We start from the raw sequence: 16,510 nt of genomic DNA on the forward strand, positions 1-16,510 counted from the left end.
GGGATTAATCGGGAACGATCTCGTCCAGCTCCCGGAGCAGATGCGGGTTGATCCGCTGCAGGATCATCTCAACTTCTTCCCGCGGCACGGCCGAATAGAGCACTGGGCGGGCGTCGGCGTAGCGGGTCATGGGCGGCTTATCGGGCCATTTCTCTGCCAACGCCTGTACCCGTTCAGGCAAGGAATTGTGGGCATTATCGGCAATCTTGACCAAAGTGGCGTCGTGGTCCTCGGCCACAAACCGGATCCCTGCTTCATAGTCGTCGGGGTCGTCGTGGAAGCGGCGCGTGACGCGTTCGATGATGGCAAGGGCCCGCTCGGAGACGCCCATTTCCAACAGGGCTTGCCGCGTGATGGGAGTGTCCTCGGCAATGTCGTGAAGGTAGCCCGCAATCTGGATGTCCTCGTCGAAGTCGGCGAGCGCGTCCCCCACTGCCAGGACATGCTCCCGGTAAGGGCGCTTGAGCTTGTCCTTTTGGCGGTTGTGGGCCACCTCGGCGAGTACCTTCGCCGTCTCAACGGTGAAGCGTGATTCGGTCATACTGGCCTCCGGATAGATATAGGCACCGAACAGGGATCGGACCTTTCTTCAGGCTATCCGCAAAGTTCCGCACAGCGCCTATCGCGGCCAGTCACTACTCCTGCACAGGTCCTATTCCTGGACAGGTCTTATTCCTGCACAGCGCGGGCGGCGATGCCCACGGCGAGCGCCCTGGGCAAGCGCTGCGCGAGACCTGCTGCGATCCGGTTGGCCCAGCCGGACACAACGCTTGCCGGAGTTCCGGGGCGGTCCAGTGCCTTCAGTGCTGTTTCCACAACTTGCGCTGAGGTTTGCATGCGTCCGACTGCCGCGGATTCGCTGCCGAGGACCTCGAAGAATTCCGTGCGGGTGGCACCGGGGCAGAGGGCAAGGACACGCAGCCCGGCGCTCTTGGCTTCGTGGGCAACGGCCTCGGTAAAGCTGAGGACGAACGCTTTGGTGGCCCCGTAGACGGCCATGCCGGGGATGGGCTGGAAAGCGGCGGTGCTGGCGACATTGACCAAAGCACCCTTGCCGGAGGAGAGCATGCCCGGCAGGAAGGCCCGGGTGATGTCCACCAGGGCAGCCACGTTGAGTGCGATCTCGGACGCGATGACGTCCGGGTCTTCGTCCACCAAGGCACCCCGGGTTCCGAACCCTGCATTGTTGACCAGGGTATCCACGGTGATTGCGCGGTTGGCCATTTCTGCCACGAGTTCCTGGCCAACACCAGCGCGGCCCAGATCCATCGGGAGCACTGTTACGGCTACGCCATGTTCAGCTTGCAATTCCTTGGCCAGCTCTTCCAGGCGGTCCGCGCGGCGTGCCACGAGGACAAGGTTGGAGCCACGCGCGGCAAAGCGGCTTGCGAATTCTGCGCCGAGCCCGGAGCTGGCGCCTGTGATCAGCGCGGTGGTACCGGAATAGGTCATGGCGGTTCCAATCTGTAAATTCCGGCTTCGGATACGCCGGCCTGACTCGAAGTAGTCAATGCCAACATCGTAGGCAGTGTCTACATTGTTGTCAATGACTACTTCTCCGCTAAACTATCTTCATGACTGACCAGCCCTACCACCACGGCAAGCTGCGTGAAGCGCTGCTGGAGCGCGCCATGGAAACCATTGAGCAAGCGGGCGTCGACGGACTCTCCTTGAGGCAGCTGGCCCGGGACCTTAACGTCAGCCACGGCGCGCCGGCCAAACATTTCCGCGACAAGCAAGCCCTCATCGACGCCTTGGCGCTGGCTGGCTTTGAGTTGATGAACCAGCGCATACTCGCGGCTGCCCACGCCGGGGACGACCTTCGTCAGCGCTTTGCAAGCGTGGCCACCGCCTATGTGGACTTCGCCGTTTCCCACCCGGCACTCTTGACCGTCATGTACTCCACCAAGCATCACCCCGGATCCAGCACTGAGTTGCGGAACATCGGCGAACAAGGGATCCACCTAGCCCGCGCCCTCATCGCAGAGGCACAGGATGACGGGGCCCTGGCCCCGGGCGACACAGAAACCTTGGCCATGGTGTGCTTCGTGAGCTTGCATGGCGCCGCGCTCCTGGCGGCAGCCAAGCAGCTGGACGGCAACAGTGTTGAGGACGTTGTTGCTGCGACCACTGACACGCTGTGGGCGGGCATGGCCGCCGGGGTTCCAGCAGCACAGCCCGCACAAACTACCGGCTCGTGATTTGCCAAGGTGCAAGAAAACTACAAGGCAAGCCCTGCAATCGCCTCCCGGACGGCCGAACTGAGCAGGAGATTGTTGCATCCAATTCCTCCGGGCTCGGCCTGTTGCGGGACGTATCCAAAGCCAAGTTCATACGCAGGGTCCGCGAACCCCAAAGACGCGCTGGCGCCGTCGTGCCCGAACGCGCGGTAGCTGCCGAAGGGCATCCGGCTGTGCGACTTCATGAAGACCGTGGCGAAGCAACCGGTCTCGCCGAAGACGCGATCGATCCCGAACACCTGCTCAGCTGAAACCCTGCGGATGGTCTCCTCCGTGAGAAGAGGTGCGACGGCGGTTTGGCCGCCGGTCGCCAACCCTGTCACCGCCGCAGCGTAGATCCTGGCCATGCCCTCGGCGCTGGAAACACCGGCTACCGAGCTCATACCCGCAGCGCGGACCTCGCGGATGTTCGGAAGATCCAGGATGTCGCCCACTGCAGCATTGGCCGCCAAACCGAAGTGGCTGGCCGGGTCCACCCACGGCGACGCGGGGTCGGCCGCCCAGCGGAAAGGCGCGAAGCGTTCTTCCTCAACCTCCGGTAGCCCAAGGTAGAAGTGGGCACCCGTCACGGACCGGATGCGCTGTTCGAAGACGTCCTGGAGCGTTGAACCGGTGATTCGCCGGCACAGCTCTTCCATGAAAATGCCAATTGTCAGGGCGTGGTAGCCGAACGCCGCGCCGGGCTTCCATAGGGGCGGAAGTTTGGCGAGCTTCGCGGCCGCGAGTTCGGAATTATTGACTTCTTCAAGGCTCACGCCTCCCTCGACGCCCAACAATCCGGCCTGGTGCGAAAGGAGTTGGGAGACGGTGATGGACGCCTTTCCTTCAACACCGAACTCCGGCCAATACTTGACCACTTCCGCGTCGAGATCCAGTTCGCCGTCCTGGACCAGCAGCGCCATGACCAGCCCGGCCATGCCCTTGGAACACGAGAAAACACCGGTGACGGAATCAGGACGGGCGTGCGGTCCGCAGCTGAGATCCAGCACCTTCTCGCCGCGGTGGTACGCGGCAACCTGGGCAGAATAGTCGGGGTCCTGTTCCAGGAAACTGCCGAAGAGCTCAGCAACGGATTCGAAACCTGGGGCGATCACCTGTGAATGCATCCAGACAGCCTACTTGGCACGCACTCAGGCCATGGGCGTTTTCCACACCCAAGGCTCCCTCGGCAGCCTCCCAGGGTCGAATTCCGGGACGGCATCCTGCAAGGAACCAGCCGGTAGTCCCAACGACTCAAGGAGGAGGTCGCGTACGCGCTCGGCTGAAACTCCGACGGCGGCAAGGTCGCCCAGCGTCACCGCACCGTCGCGCTTTGCCAGCCTCACGCCGTCGTGGTTTACCACCAGCGGAACGTGGGCATACTCCGGCACTGGCAACCCCAAAAGGGTGGCCAAGTACGCCTGCCGCGGAGTGGACGGAAGGAGATCATCGCCCCTGACCACCTGGTCGATTCCCTGGGCGGCATCGTCTACTACGACGGCCAGGTTGTAGGCCATCACGTGGTCGTTACGCCGCAGCACAAAGTCGTCAACCACACCCACGTAGTGGCCGTGCAACTGGTCCTCAACAGCCCACTCATCGACGTCCGATCGCAGGCGTATGGACGCCGGACGCGACGCCCGCCGTATCTCGCGCTCGGCCTCCGACAACCTGCGGCAGGTACCCGGATAGGCACCTTGCGGAGAGTGCGGCGCAGACGGCGCTTCCTGGATTTCGCGGCGCGTGCAGAAGCACTCGTAGGTGCGGCCCTCGGCAGTCAGGCGCCCAATTGCGTCCTCGTACAGCCGTCCGCGCTCAGTCTGACGTACGACGGCGGCGTCCCAGCTGACGCCTACAGCCTTCAGGTCGCGCAGCTGCTCCGCCTCCGCGCCGGACCGGACCCGGTCAAGGTCCTCAACGCGCAGCAAGAAGTCGCGGCCAGTCGATTTGGCGAAGAGCCACGCGAGCATGGCCGTGCGGAGATTGCCTACATGCAGTTCCCCGGAAGGGCTCGGGGCGAAGCGGCCTGCAGACGTCATGGTCCAAGCCTATGCGTCCGCACACACCACAAGAGCCCCTCAGCTACCGCAACGATCCGGTGGCTCAGGGGCTCTTGCTGTGCTGCCCGACAGGCGGGCGGGTGCGGAATGACAATGCTGTGAACAAGAGTCAATCAGCGGCTGCTTCCTTGCGGGAAACCTGTACAGGGGTCCGGGTGGTGTTCCAGGTGCCTGCTGCCTGCGGGATCCGGCGGTAGCCTCGCCCTGCTTCGTTGTCACTATTTCAGCAGTACGCATACAGTAGGTGCAACAGACGTGGCATTGAGTGGTCGATCTGACTAATCACAGTTGAATTCGAAGACAGGAAGTGGTCACTTTGCAGGAACTCGACGCTACGGACCGCAGGATCATCGCCGCACTTGATGAGGATCCCCGCGTCCCCATCATGGTCCTTGCCCAGAAACTGCACCTGGCGCGCGGCACTGTCCAGTCGCGACTGGAGCGGATGACGGCATCGGGGGCATTGCGCGCCAACAGCAGCCGTGTGCTGCCCTCGGCACTCGGCCGGGGTGTGGCCGCTGCTGTGAGCGCCGAACTCGACCAGAGCCACCTCAATGAAGCCATCGCTGCCCTGCGGGAAATCCCGGAGGTGCTCGAATGCCATGCCCCTGCCGGCGACACAGACCTCATCATCAGGGTGGTAGCCAAGAGCCCGGATGACCTCTACCGCGTCTCGGAAGAAATCAGGCTCTGCCCGGGAATCGTGCGCACATCCACCAGCATGTTCCTGCGCGAAGTGATTCCCTACCGGACAACCGGACTGCTGAAGGAATAGCGCTCAGACCGGCGGCCCGATGTTGGTCTTCAAGTTCTTCATCACCAATGTGGAAGTGAGACGCTCAACAGCCGGGAGGGCTGCAAGCTCGTCGTCATAGAAGCGTTGATAGGCAGGGAGATCGGCCGCGATGACCTTCAATAAGTAGTCCGGCGAGCCGAACAGCCGCTGAGCCTCAACGATGTTGGGGCTTGCGGTGACACGCTCCTCAAACTCCGCCATGATGGTGCGCTCCACTTGCCGGAGCGTGACGAAAACAATTGCCTCGAATCCGAGCCCCACCGCTGCTGGATCAACGTCCGCGCGATAACCCCGGATAACTCCGGAAGTCTCCAGATCCCGGAGCCGGCGATGGCACGGAGCAACCGTCAAACCCACCTTTGATGCCAAGGCAGTGGCAGTCATTCGGCCATCCTCTTGGAGGTGGCGCAAAATACTTCTATCAATCCTGTCAATCACGCAATGATCTTACCCAAATCACCGGTTTCAGGGATAAATCGGGGAACACTTATGGGCGGATTTTCCCTAGAGTTTTCCTACCACTACACCCCTGGAGAGATCGTGAATCCACAGCTGTTCCTCGCCTTCATGCTCGTCGCAGTGTCCTTGGCCTGCACTCCCGGCGTCGACTGGGCTTACTCGATCTCGGCCGGACTTCGCCAGCGCAGCTTCGTGCCCGCCGTCGCCGGGCTATGCAGCGGATATGTGATTCACACCGTGCTTATGACGGCAGGCCTGGCAGCCCTGCTCGCGGGAGTGCCCGGCCTGCTGGGTTGGCTCACGATCGCCGGCGCCGCCTACTTGTTGTGGCTCGGCTTCGGGACTATCCGTTCCTGGCGAGGGGCCACCTTCAGTGCGGAAGGCGCCGTCGTGCAGTCCGGCAACCAGCTCCGGACGTTCTTCCAAGGCATGGGCACCAGCGGTATCAACCCCAAAGGCCTGTTGTTCTTTGTGGCGCTGGTGCCGCAATTCGTCAGCCCCGAAGCCGCACTTCCTGTTCCTGTTCAGTCGGGGCTGCTAGGGCTGACCTTCGTGATCCTCGCCGGCGTGGTGTACACCGGGGTCGCATTGACCTCGCGGAAGCTGCTCGCTTCACGTCCGGGCGCCGCGCGGGTGGTGACGCTGGCCAGCGGGATCATCATGATTGGGCTGGGAGCAGTGCTGTTGACGGAGCAACTCCTTCCCCTTGTGGTGCGGGGCGCGTAGCAGCGAGGGCCAGCCCAGCCTAGGCGGCAAGAACCTCGTCCAGCCGCTCGTACCATTCGATCACGCCATAGTTCATGCCCGTTGCCAGCGCCATGTCGCGCGCTTCCACCGATGGGTAGACCTCGTGGACGACGATCTTGGTTCGGCCATCGATTTCCTCGAACCTGGTGGTACTGATGCCCACCTGGCCCGGGGCGCCGTCGAATTCGAAGGTCATGATGATCAGCGCGTCTGTGTCTACCGTGTGGAAGACCCCGCGGAATCCGTACATGGCGGTCTCGTGACCACTTTCGTAATGCCAACTGCCGCCGGTGGTTGCGTTGTATTCGGTGACGTTGAGCTTGGCGTCCCGCGGACCAAGCCATTTGGCCAGGAGGTCCGGGTCCACGTGCGCCTTGAACACTGCACTGACCGGTGCATCGAATTCGCGGACGGTATCTACGAACGGAACGCCGTCATCAGCGGTGATTGCTGTTGGATTGCTCATTGCAGTTCCTCTTCTTCTTTACTTGGGATCCCTGCGGGATCAGGACCCGTTTCGGCCAGGAGTTCGTCGAGTAGCCGGAAGCGACGCTCGGCGATCAATCGATATTGGTCTATCCATGCCGTCAGCTCTTCGAGCGCGGCTGCGTCCAGGTGCACGGGCCTGCGTTGGGCTTCGCGCGAGCGGGTCACCAACCCTGCACGTTCCAGGACCTGGATGTGTTTTGAAACAGCCTGCTTGGTGATGGCGAACGGCTCTGCCAGTTCATTGACTGTTGCCTCCCCCCGTGACAGCCGGGCGACAATTCCCCGCCTGACGGGATCAGCAAGGGCCATGAACGCCTTGTCCAGAGCGTCTGGATCCATAACCCTGCGCGACCTTTCGTTATCAACCAAATGCTTTATCAATCATTTGGTTGATTACAAGATTACGCTTACATCGGCGCCTGCACAATGTCTTTATTCGCCGCTGAGTTGCCTGAAGTCGTTCTCCCACAGCCGACGCATCTCTGCATCCTTGCGGATCACTTCCAGTGTCTCCAGCTCTGCCGGCGGGGCGGGGCGCTTGGAACGGGGAGTCAGGGTCCGGCGACCCTGGTCCAATGCGAGAAGGGCGCGGTCCGTGAGGGCATCATTACGCAGAGCCAGGCTGGTCTTCCTCCGCCGAAGGACCTCTTTCAGCGCCGCTTGGGCCGATTCGAAGTCGCCACGCGCCCGTTGCGATCGAGCCCGGATCAGGAGCAAGGCCGCCGAGAGGTCATCGGTATTCAACAAGCCCTCAGTGCACATCACCACGTCCCGGTGCCGGCCCAGCGCAAACGCCGCGGTGCAGCGGGCCAAGGCCGAAGGCAACGACGGCGGCAAACCCACCACGGCTTCCAACGCCGACTCGATCATCCCCATCTCCCGAAGGCAATGCGCCAGCGCCAGGAACACGGACTCTTCGCTGAACAAAACCGGGACTTCGATGCGTTCGGCCACCTCCACCCGGGTAACCACCTGCCCAAGGTAGAGCGCCGAGAACTGGCTCGCGTCGTCGTCGATCCTTGTTGTTAAGCCGCGCCGCAGCAACTCCGATGCCCGCAGATACCCACCGTGCTTGTACGCCAACAATCCCGCCATCACGTAGCACAAGCCCGCCCACCCGGGGTAAAGGCGCCCCAGCGAGATGAGCCGATCCGGCTCAGTAGCAGTGAAAACAGCCTCGTGCATAGCCTTGGCAGGCTTGGTGGACAAGCGCTTCAACCGGGGAACATCGCCCACCACGGAAAGGCGGGCAGGATCCCGGCCACTCAGGACGCCGGACAGCACCTCACCCACGCCGTCGGCCAACCCGCGGACCGGCGTGCGAACGTATCCTTCCCGGAAGGGAGTGAGGTCCCGCGTGTCATGGAAGATCGCCTGGAAATCCCCGTTTGGAGCTTGGCTCATGAACCCATGCTAACTGGCACCTAACTGGCCCTATCCCCTGCATTTGGAGGCATTTCAGGAGTATTATGGCGGCGTCGGCAAGGTTATCCGACACCCCTTGCCGCGGGACGGCTCTCCATGAGAAGAGCCGTGTAACAGCGTGAAAGGGAGGACTTCATGACCACCGCTTCGCACCCCACCGAACACCATCATGCGATGGGGTTGACTCTTCACAACACCGCCATGGGCGTTGGCATTGTTTTTCTGCTGGTCGGTGTCTTGGGCTTTATCCCAGGTATTACCACCAATTACGGCGCCATGACCTTCGCGGGACATGAATCCGGCGCCATGCTGCTTGGAGTATTCCAAGTGTCCATTCTCCACAACATCGTGCACTTGCTGTTTGGCGTGGCCGGTTTGGCCATGGCAAGGACAGCACGCATGGCTCGACTGTTCCTCATTGGCGGCGGCGCCGTTTATATCGTTCTTTGGATCTACGGCTTGATCATCAATCAGGAAACGGGCGCCAACTTTGTTCCGTTCAACACCGCTGACAACTGGCTGCACTTGATCCTCGGCGTGGCCATGATCGGTTTGGGTGCTTGGCTGGGCAGGGATGCCATGGACGAGACAACGGCGGCACGGCGGAGGATGTAATACCTCGCGTACGCCAGCTCAAACAACGACGGCGGTCGGACCCTTCGCGGGAACGGTCGCCGTTCTTTTGCTTCCGCGCCGAGTTGGCATTTGATGACAATCCCAGGCCTCGGGACTGTCATCAAATGCCAACTCGCTGCGGCTTGATGGGCGTTACCGTGGAGCGCGGCCACCCAGGCGTGTGGTGACCTTGGCCGCGGCATCGGCACAGGCTTCACCGAGGCTGTTGAGCGTATCTTGCGAGACCCGAAACTTTGGTGCGGGGATGAGCACGGACGCCACCATGTTTCCCCTGTGGTCATAGACCGGCGAGGCCACGCCCACTTCCTCAATGGACGTCTCTCCAAAGTTCACTGCCCAGCCACGCTTTGTGGAGTCCTCCAACCGCTGCAGGTACGCCTCCATAGCTTCCTCATCGAGGCCGGGAAGGGTGATGGCACCACTCCGCAGTAAATTCCGGACGCGGTCCTGGTCCTCGGCGGCCAGGAAAACCTGCACTGAAGAGCTAAGCGCCTCGCTATAGCGGACACCCAGCGGGGCGAGGTGCTTGACCTGATGGCGGCTGGGGATCTGCTCCACACACATGGATTCGCTTCCATTCCAGACCATGAGCGCGCTTGTCTCACCCGTGCGTTCTGTCAGTTCCCGCAGCACCGGATATGCCACGCGTCGCTCTTCGAGTTCCGCCAGGAGCGGGCCCGCCATGGCGATCATGCCCAGCCCCAAGCGGAACCTGCGCGAATCGACGTCGCGCTCCACCAAATGCTCCTGCTCCAACGTAGCCAGGATGCGGGAAACCGTGCTCTTGTGCAGGCCGACGCGCCCTGCGATTTCAGTGACCCCCAAAAGCGGCTCGTCGGCACTGAAACTCCGCAGGACCGCGATGGCATTGACAATGACCGAGGTACCTTTGGCTTCGCCGTTGCCTGAGACGTCGTTGGATTCCGTGGGAGTCATGGGTTCACTATATTTGGCTGAAGCTCAGGGACAGGGACAGCGTTGGGCCGGTGGACGCCGTGCACTGCGCACACCGGCCGGTCCACCTAGGCTCCGATGATGTTGTACTCAGGGCCAAACGGGAACTTGGTGATGTTCTCCGCGCCATCCTCGCCCACCACCAGGATGTCGTGCTCGCGGTAACCGCCAGCACCCGGCTGGCCGTCCAACACCGTAATCATCGGCTCCATGGAAACCACCATGCCTGGTTCCAGCACGGTATCGATGTCTTCTCGCAGCTCAAGGCCGGCCTCGCGACCGTAGTAGTGGCTCAAGACACCGAACGAGTGGCCATAGCCGAACGTGCGGTTGGCCAGGAGTCCGTGGCCGACATAGATCTCGTTGAGCTCCGCGGCGATGTCCTTGCAGACGGCCCCGGGCTTGATGAGTTCCAGGCCCCGCTTGTGGACCTCCACGTTGATGTTCCACAGTTCCAAGGAGCGGGCGTCCGGTTCCCCGTAGAACAGGGTGCGCTCCAATGCGGTGTAGTAGCCGCTGGTCATCGGGAAGCAGTTCAGGGACAGGATGTCGTGTTCCTGGATCTTCCGTGTGGTCGCCCAGTTGTGCGCGCCATCGGTGTTGATGCCGGACTGGAACCAGACCCAGGTGTCACGGATTTCGGAGTCCGGGAACGTGCGGGCGATCTCGTGCACCATGGCTTCGGTGCCGATCAGGGCGACCTCGTACTCGGTGATGCCGGCAGTGATCGCACTGCGGATGGCTTCGCCGCCAAGATCGCCGATGCGGGCGCCGTGCTTGATGACAGCGATTTCCTCGTCCGACTTGATCATGCGCTGGCGCATCGCAGCCTGGGCAACGTCCACCAGGGTGGCTTCCTGGAACGCGGCCTGGATCTTGTTGCGGTTATCCAGCGGCAGGGAGTCATCCTCGACGCCGATGCGGCGCGGGTTGATGCCCCGGGTACGCAGGACTTCCTGGATGGCGTGGATGTAGTTGTCCCTACGCCAGTCCGTGTACACGAGGTTGTCGCCGTAGCTGCGGCGCCAAGGCATACCGGCGTCGATATTTGCCGTAATGGTGACGGTGTCATCCTTGGTCACCACCATGCCGTAGGAGCGGCCAAAGTAGGTGAAGAGGAAGTCAGAGTAGTACTTGATGGAGTGGTAGCTGGTGAGGACTACGGCGTCGAGGTCTTTCTCGGCCATGATGCTGCGAAGTCCGGCGAGGCGACGCTCAAACTCTGCGTCGGAGAAGGTCAGCGAGACCTTCTCGCCGTTGTTGAGGACCTTGAGCCGTTCGAGCTTGGCCACATCGTTGATGGCCTCGTTCTCGGTGATGGTCATGGTGGTTCCTTTCAATGGGTGGGTTGGTTTCAGTCCTGCTGCAGTGGCTTCTTGGAAGTCTCGGCGGCGAACAGGACTGCGATGAGGGAAACCAGGGCGGCAGCCACGAGGTACCAGCCTGGGGCCAGTTGATTGTGGGTCATGCCGATGAGGAGCGTTGCCATGAACGGCGCAGTGCCGCCGAACAACGCGTTGGAGAGGTTGAAGCTGACAGCGAAGCCCGTGTAACGCACCTTCGTCGGGAAGAGTTCGGCCAGGAAGCTCGGCAGGGTGCCGTCGTTGAGGGTGAGCATTCCGCCCAGCAGGATCTGGACAAGGACGATCACCAGGAAGTTGCGGGTATCAAGGAGCATGAACGCCGGAACGGTCAGCACCACGAACAGGACAGACGCGGTGATGAGCATGCGCTTGCGGCCGAACTTATCCGACGCGATGCCGGTCAGGAAGATGAAGCCGATGTAACTTGCCAGGGCGATGGTGGTGGCAAGGAACGACTCCGCCGCGCCGAAGCCCAATTCCACGGACAAGTATGTGGGCATGTAGCTGAGGATTACGTAGAAGCCGACGGCGTTCAGCAGCACTGCGCCCGTGGCGATGATGAGCTGCTTCCGGTAGGTCTTGAACATTGCCAGGGCCGGCGCCTTGACTGCGGTGTCCTTCTCGGAGAGCTCACGGAACGCAGGGGTGTCCTCGAGCTTGGTGCGTATGTACCTGCCGATCAAGCCCATGGGAGCCGCCAGCAGGAATGGCAGGCGCCAACCCCATTCGTTGAGCTGCTCCGGGGTCAGGACTGAACTCAGCAGGGCGGCCAGCAAGGACCCCAGCAGCAGTCCCGCTGCGGTACTGGCAGGCACGACGGCGGCATAGAGTCCGCGGCGGTTCGACGGCGCGTACTCCACCAGGAAGGCGGACGCACCGGCGTACTCCCCGGCAGCGGAGAAGCCTTGGACGACTCTTACGAGCAACAGCAGGATCGGGGCCATGACGCCGATAGTGGCGTACCCCGGAATCAAGGCGATGCAGAACGTGGCCACCGACATCAGGACGATCGAGAGCGACAACGCCTGCTTCCGGCCCAGCCTGTCTCCGATATGGCCCCAGATGAATCCGCCAAGCGGCCTTACGAAGAAGCTGACGGCGAAGACACCGAAGGTCGCGAGCAGGGCTGTCTGCCGGTCCGACTCCGGGAAGAAGACGGTCGAGATGATGCCGGCCAGGTATCCATAGACGGCGTAGTCGAACCATTCGACAAAGTTGCCGATGAAGCTTGCAGTGACTACGCGTCGGCGCGTGTCCTTGCTGACTGTGTGATTGGGGCCAGATTCGGGAGAGGTGCCGCGTCCGCCATTGGACCGATCTCCCGGAACGGCTGCCACAGAGGAAAGTTCATTACTCATGTGTCCACCAAGAATATTTGGGGTTGCATTAGAAGCAACGCTGTTGCACCAGATTATGTGTGTTCCGCGTCACGGTCAAGAGTCTATTTAAAAGTCTTAGGAAGCTTCGCGAGGCTCCCATTGGGCATTAGGCGATTTTGAGCCTTTGCCGCTGTTGTTGCAAGAAGCGCTACCGCGTTGCAGTCACCGCCCAAAAACCAGCGATCCTCTCGCACATCCCAACCCTTTTCCGCGGATGCTCTCGCACATCCAGCGGCCCATCGCGAAACGCTCGCTCACTTTCACGAAGAAAGCCCGACGTCGGGGACTCGCGGTGAGTGCCCGACGTCGGGCTCTAGTGCGTTGGGGCCATACCGCCGCGGCAGCAGGACGTGAGAGAGCAACCGCCAAAAAGCCGCAGGACGTGAGAGAGCAACCACCAAAAAACCGCAGGATGTGAGAGAGCAACCGCCAGAAAGCAGCAGGACGTGAGAGAACATCGGGAGGGGGCGGGGTTATCCGGCAGTGCGAGAGGATGACCCTGCCGCCGGAGGCAGGCGGAGGCCCAGGCTGCCTCCGCAGGAAGCGAGCCAGGGTCCTGCGACGCCTAGAGGACCTTGCGGATCGTCTCTTCGAAGCTAACCACGTGATGAAGGGCGAGCTCGGCGGCGCGGCCTTCGTCGCCGTCGGCAATGGCGGTCAACAGTTCAGCATGCTCGGAGATGTGGCCTGAGACGGAGGGCATCTTTTCCAGCATGTAGCACCAGATGCGGGTGGCGAGGTTGTCGTAGCGGATCAGGACGTCTTCCAGGTGCGCATTCGCGGAGGCCTTGTAGATCAGCCGGTGGACCTGGATGTCGTACCGCATGAGTTCCTGGGAGGAGGCATCCTGGCCCTCAAGGTCGCGGATCGCCTCAGCAACTGCACGGATTTCAAGACGCAGGGCGGGGCTCGCCATGCGGGCGGCCTTCCTGGAGGCCAGCGGTTCCAGCAGTTCGCGGATCTCGGAGACCTCGGCCAACTGGGTGATGTCCACGCCTGTCGCAAATGTCCCGCGCCGCGGGTAGGAGACCACGAGGTGGTCGCTTTCGAGACGCTTGATGGCCTCGCGGACAGGGGTGCGCCCAATACCGAGTTCCGCAGCAATCTGACCATCGTTGATGGGGTCGCCGGGCTTGATGTCCAGCATGATGAGCCTGTCGCGAAGGAGCAGGTAGGCGTTCTCCGCGAGGGACGAACCCTGCGGAGCGGATTCCAGTGCTTCCAGTGCTGCGCTCATTTGCTCTCTCCCGTTGTCGCCAATCCAGTTTGCTGGATGGATCGCCGCAGACCTGTTGACGACCATGTGACCTTCAACATACTATGGCAATAGTTCTAATATATCAGTTGCCTAACAGATGGCCGCTACAAGTACTTCAGAAGGAGAACACCATGGTTGAACCGCTGATCCGCTCGCTCGCACAGGCGGACCCGGAGGTCGATCAGGCGATCGCCCAGGAACTCATCCGCCAGCAGTCCACGCTGGAAATGATCGCCTCTGAGAACTTTGCCCCCACGGCTGTCATGGAAGCCCAGGGCTCGGTGCTGACCAACAAGTACGCGGAGGGCTACCCGGGCAAGCGGTACTACGGTGGCTGCGAACACGTTGATGTGATCGAGCAGCTGGCCATCGACCGCCTGAAGTCCCTGTTTGGCGCCGAGTTCGCCAACGTGCAGCCCCACTCCGGCGCGCAGGCCAACGCGGCCGCGATGTTCGCCCTGATCCAGCCCGGCGACACCATCCTTGGTTTGAATCTTGCCCATGGCGGCCACCTGACCCACGGCATGCGCATCAACTTCTCCGGCAAGCTCTACAAAGTAGTCCCGTACGGCGTCCAGGAGGACACACACACCATCGACATGGCCGAGGTGGAACGCCTCGCCATTGAAAACAAGCCGCAACTGATCGTTGCTGGCTGGTCTGCCTACTCCCGCCACCTGGACTTCGCAGAGTTCCGCCGCATCGCGGACCTCGTAGGCGCCTACCTGATGGTGGACATGGCCCACTTCGCCGGCTTGGTGGCAGCAGGACTGCACCCGAGCCCGGTTCCGCACGCACACATCGTCACGAGCACAACGCACAAGACCCTTGGTGGTCCCCGTGGTGGCGTGATCCTGACAAACGACGCCGACATCGCCAAGAAGGTTAACTCTGCCGTCTTCCCAGGCCAGCAGGGTGGTCCGTTGGAGCACGTGATCGCAGCCAAGGCCGTGGCCTTCAAGATGGCCGCTGAGCCCGAATTCCAGGAACGCCAGATCCGCGTACTCGAGGGCGCCAAGATCCTCGCGGACCGATTCCTGCAGGACGACCTTGCCGCGGCAGGCATCTCAGTGGTCAGCGGTGGAACGGATGTTCACCTGGTCCTGGTTGACCTCCGCAATTCCGAACTCAATGGCCAGCAGGCCGAGGACACGCTGCACCACATCGGCATCACGGTCAACCGCAATGCCGTCCCGTTCGACCCCCGCCCGCCGATGGTCTCCTCCGGCCTGCGCATCGGTACCCCCGCCCTCGCGGCCCGCGGCTTCGGCGCCGAAGAATTCACCGAAGTCGCAGACATCATTGCGACGGCGTTGATCACCGCAGCATCCAGCGGCAGCAACAGTGGTGACGTCGCCCTTGACGATGCGACCGCCGTCGAACTCCGCAACCGCGTCACGGCACTTGCCGACAAGTTCCCGCTTTACCCACACCTCAGCAACGGCAACGACGCCGCAACTGAGCTCGAAGAAATGATTGGAGCAGCCCAGTGAGCGCGGACCACCTCCCCGAACACCCCGACTTCCTCTGGCGCAACCCGGAACCCAAGAAGAGCTACGACGCCGTCATTGTGGGCGGCGGCGGGCACGGCCTGGCCACCGCATACTTCCTTGCGAAGAACCACGGCATGACCAACATCGCCATCCTTGAAAAGGGCTGGCTGGCCGGCGGCAACATGGCCCGCAACACCACCATCATCCGTTCCAACTACCTCTGGGACGAGAGCGCTGCAATTTACGAGCACGCCCTCAAGCTCTGGGAAATCCTCCCCGAGGAGCTGGAGTACGACTTCCTGTTCAGCCAGCGTGGCGTCATGAACCTCGCCCACACCTTGGGCGACGTCCGCGAAAGCATGCGTCGTGTCGGGGCCAACAGGCTCAACGGCGTGGACGCAGAGTGGCTGGACCCGCAGCAGGTCAAGGAACTCTGCCCCATCCTGAACACCAGTGACAACATCCGATACCCAGTCATGGGCGCCACGTATCAGCCGCGTGCTGGCATCGCCAAGCACGACCACGTGGCCTGGGCCTTCGCCCGCAAGTGCGATGAACTCGGCGTCGATATCATCCAGAACTGCGAAGTCACCGGCTTCATCAAGGACGGAAACCGGGTTACCGGCGTCAAGACAAGCCGTGGCAACATCAACACCGAAAAGGTGGGTCTCTGCGCCGCCGGCCACAGCTCGGTCCTCGCCGAGATGGCCGGTTTCCGCCTCCCGATCCAGTCGCACCCGCTCCAGGCACTTGTGTCTGAATTGCACGAGCCGGTCCACCCCACGGTGGTCATGTCCAACCACGTCCACGTGTATGTGTCCCAGGCACACAAGGGTGAATTGGTGATGGGCGCTGGCGTGGACTCCTACAACGGCTACGGCCAGCGCGGATCGTTCCACGTGATCGAGGAACAAATGGCGGCGGCCGTGGAGCTCTTCCCGATCTTCGCCCGGGCGCATGTGCTCCGGACCTGGGGCGGCATCGTGGACACCACGCTGGACGCCTCGCCGATTGTTGGCCTCACCCCCGTGGAGAACATGTTCGTCAACTGCGGTTGGGGAACGGGTGGCTTCAAGGGCACTCCTGCGGCTGGTTTGACCTTCGCGCACACCATTGCGACCGGTACTCCGCACAAGCTGAACAAGCCGTTCGCGCTTGAACGCTTCGAGACCGGCGCCCTGATCGACGAACACGGCGCCGCAGCCGTGGCCCACTAAGCGCCCACCAGCAC

Annotated in this window: 18 protein-coding genes; 6 read left to right on the forward strand and 12 right to left on the reverse strand. The window is 62.1% G+C overall.

Annotated elements, in window-relative coordinates; genetic code table 11:
• Positions 1-4: 4 nt before the first annotated feature.
• Together LDN75_RS22215 and LDN75_RS22220 are read right to left on the reverse strand one after the other, a co-directional pair.
• On the reverse strand, positions 5-541 hold the full coding sequence (locus LDN75_RS22215; RefSeq protein ID WP_223934830.1) for a phosphohydrolase: 537 nt from the start codon (positions 539-541) through the stop codon (positions 5-7).
• 128 nt (positions 542-669) lie between these two features.
• Positions 670-1,452, reverse strand: coding sequence for an SDR family oxidoreductase (locus LDN75_RS22220; protein WP_223934831.1), 783 nt, complete (start codon positions 1,450-1,452; stop codon positions 670-672).
• 122 nt (positions 1,453-1,574) lie between these two features.
• Here LDN75_RS22220 and LDN75_RS22225 point away from each other — a divergent pair, with 122 nt between their 5' ends.
• The gene (locus tag LDN75_RS22225; RefSeq protein ID WP_223934832.1) at positions 1,575-2,201 is read left to right on the forward strand and encodes a WHG domain-containing protein; all 627 of its coding nucleotides are present in this window, start codon (positions 1,575-1,577) and stop codon (positions 2,199-2,201) included.
• Between the two features lie 20 nt (positions 2,202-2,221).
• Here LDN75_RS22225 and LDN75_RS22230 read toward each other — a convergent pair whose 3' ends face one another.
• Both LDN75_RS22230 and gluQRS read right to left on the reverse strand, forming a co-directional pair.
• Complete coding sequence (locus tag LDN75_RS22230; RefSeq protein WP_223934833.1) at positions 2,222-3,346, reverse strand: serine hydrolase domain-containing protein; 1,125 nt, start codon at positions 3,344-3,346, stop codon at positions 2,222-2,224.
• 24 nt (positions 3,347-3,370) lie between these two features.
• The gene (gluQRS, locus tag LDN75_RS22235) at positions 3,371-4,258 is read right to left on the reverse strand and encodes a tRNA glutamyl-Q(34) synthetase GluQRS (RefSeq protein ID WP_223934834.1); all 888 of its coding nucleotides are present in this window, start codon (positions 4,256-4,258) and stop codon (positions 3,371-3,373) included.
• A 337-nt stretch (positions 4,259-4,595) separates the two neighbouring features.
• Between gluQRS and LDN75_RS22240 the strand changes: the two genes are divergently transcribed.
• The gene (locus LDN75_RS22240) at positions 4,596-5,054 is read left to right on the forward strand and encodes an Lrp/AsnC family transcriptional regulator (RefSeq protein WP_223937668.1); all 459 of its coding nucleotides are present in this window, start codon (positions 4,596-4,598) and stop codon (positions 5,052-5,054) included.
• Between the two features lie 3 nt (positions 5,055-5,057).
• Here the strand turns inward: LDN75_RS22240 and LDN75_RS22245 are convergent, their stop codons facing one another.
• Positions 5,058-5,513, reverse strand: a complete 456-nt coding sequence (locus LDN75_RS22245; protein WP_223934835.1) for an Lrp/AsnC family transcriptional regulator — start codon at positions 5,511-5,513, stop codon at positions 5,058-5,060.
• A 102-nt stretch (positions 5,514-5,615) separates the two neighbouring features.
• Here LDN75_RS22245 and LDN75_RS22250 point away from each other — a divergent pair, with 102 nt between their 5' ends.
• Entirely contained in the window at positions 5,616-6,260 is a 645-nt protein-coding gene (locus LDN75_RS22250; protein WP_223934836.1) for a LysE family translocator, read from the forward strand.
• A gap of 19 nt (positions 6,261-6,279) precedes the next feature.
• On the opposite strand, the gene LDN75_RS22255 is transcribed toward LDN75_RS22250, so the two are convergent.
• The 3 genes from LDN75_RS22255 to LDN75_RS22265 all read right to left on the reverse strand — a co-directional run bounded on the left by LDN75_RS22255 (position 6,280) and on the right by LDN75_RS22265 (position 8,174).
• Complete coding sequence (locus LDN75_RS22255; RefSeq protein WP_223934837.1) at positions 6,280-6,747, reverse strand: SRPBCC family protein; 468 nt, start codon at positions 6,745-6,747, stop codon at positions 6,280-6,282.
• Entirely contained in the window at positions 6,744-7,109 is a 366-nt protein-coding gene (locus LDN75_RS22260; protein ID WP_223934838.1) for a metalloregulator ArsR/SmtB family transcription factor, read from the reverse strand. The genes LDN75_RS22255 and LDN75_RS22260 overlap by 4 nt, the downstream gene beginning before the upstream one ends.
• A 93-nt stretch (positions 7,110-7,202) precedes the next feature.
• Positions 7,203-8,174: a hypothetical protein gene (locus tag LDN75_RS22265; protein ID WP_223934839.1), complete on the reverse strand. Its 972-nt coding sequence runs from the start codon at positions 8,172-8,174 to the stop codon at positions 7,203-7,205.
• 156 nt (positions 8,175-8,330) lie between these two features.
• Here LDN75_RS22265 and LDN75_RS22270 point away from each other — a divergent pair, with 156 nt between their 5' ends.
• A complete protein-coding gene (locus LDN75_RS22270) occupies positions 8,331-8,810 on the forward strand; it encodes a DUF4383 domain-containing protein (protein ID WP_223934840.1) in 480 nt (159 codons plus the stop codon).
• A gap of 153 nt (positions 8,811-8,963) precedes the next feature.
• Here LDN75_RS22270 and LDN75_RS22275 read toward each other — a convergent pair whose 3' ends face one another.
• From LDN75_RS22275 to LDN75_RS22290, 4 genes are all read right to left on the reverse strand, one after another.
• Entirely contained in the window at positions 8,964-9,767 is an 804-nt protein-coding gene (locus LDN75_RS22275; protein ID WP_223934841.1) for an IclR family transcriptional regulator, read from the reverse strand.
• 86 nt (positions 9,768-9,853) lie between these two features.
• Positions 9,854-11,110: an aminopeptidase P family protein gene (locus tag LDN75_RS22280; RefSeq protein WP_223934842.1), complete on the reverse strand. Its 1,257-nt coding sequence runs from the start codon at positions 11,108-11,110 to the stop codon at positions 9,854-9,856.
• Between the two features lie 29 nt (positions 11,111-11,139).
• Positions 11,140-12,507: an MFS transporter gene (locus LDN75_RS22285; protein ID WP_223934843.1), complete on the reverse strand. Its 1,368-nt coding sequence runs from the start codon at positions 12,505-12,507 to the stop codon at positions 11,140-11,142.
• A gap of 586 nt (positions 12,508-13,093) precedes the next feature.
• The gene (locus LDN75_RS22290) at positions 13,094-13,765 is read right to left on the reverse strand and encodes a GntR family transcriptional regulator (RefSeq protein WP_223934844.1); all 672 of its coding nucleotides are present in this window, start codon (positions 13,763-13,765) and stop codon (positions 13,094-13,096) included.
• A 152-nt stretch (positions 13,766-13,917) separates the two neighbouring features.
• Between LDN75_RS22290 and glyA the strand changes: the two genes are divergently transcribed.
• The gene (gene glyA, locus LDN75_RS22295; protein ID WP_223934845.1) at positions 13,918-15,279 is read left to right on the forward strand and encodes a serine hydroxymethyltransferase; all 1,362 of its coding nucleotides are present in this window, start codon (positions 13,918-13,920) and stop codon (positions 15,277-15,279) included.
• On the forward strand, positions 15,276-16,496 hold the full coding sequence (locus tag LDN75_RS22300) for a sarcosine oxidase subunit beta family protein (RefSeq protein ID WP_223934846.1): 1,221 nt from the start codon (positions 15,276-15,278) through the stop codon (positions 16,494-16,496). The genes glyA and LDN75_RS22300 overlap by 4 nt, the downstream gene beginning before the upstream one ends.
• The last annotated feature ends 14 nt before the right edge of the window (positions 16,497-16,510 follow it).

This window comes from Arthrobacter sp. StoSoilB5, from assembly GCF_019977235.1.
In the GTDB taxonomy this organism is placed as follows: domain Bacteria; phylum Actinomycetota; class Actinomycetes; order Actinomycetales; family Micrococcaceae; genus Arthrobacter.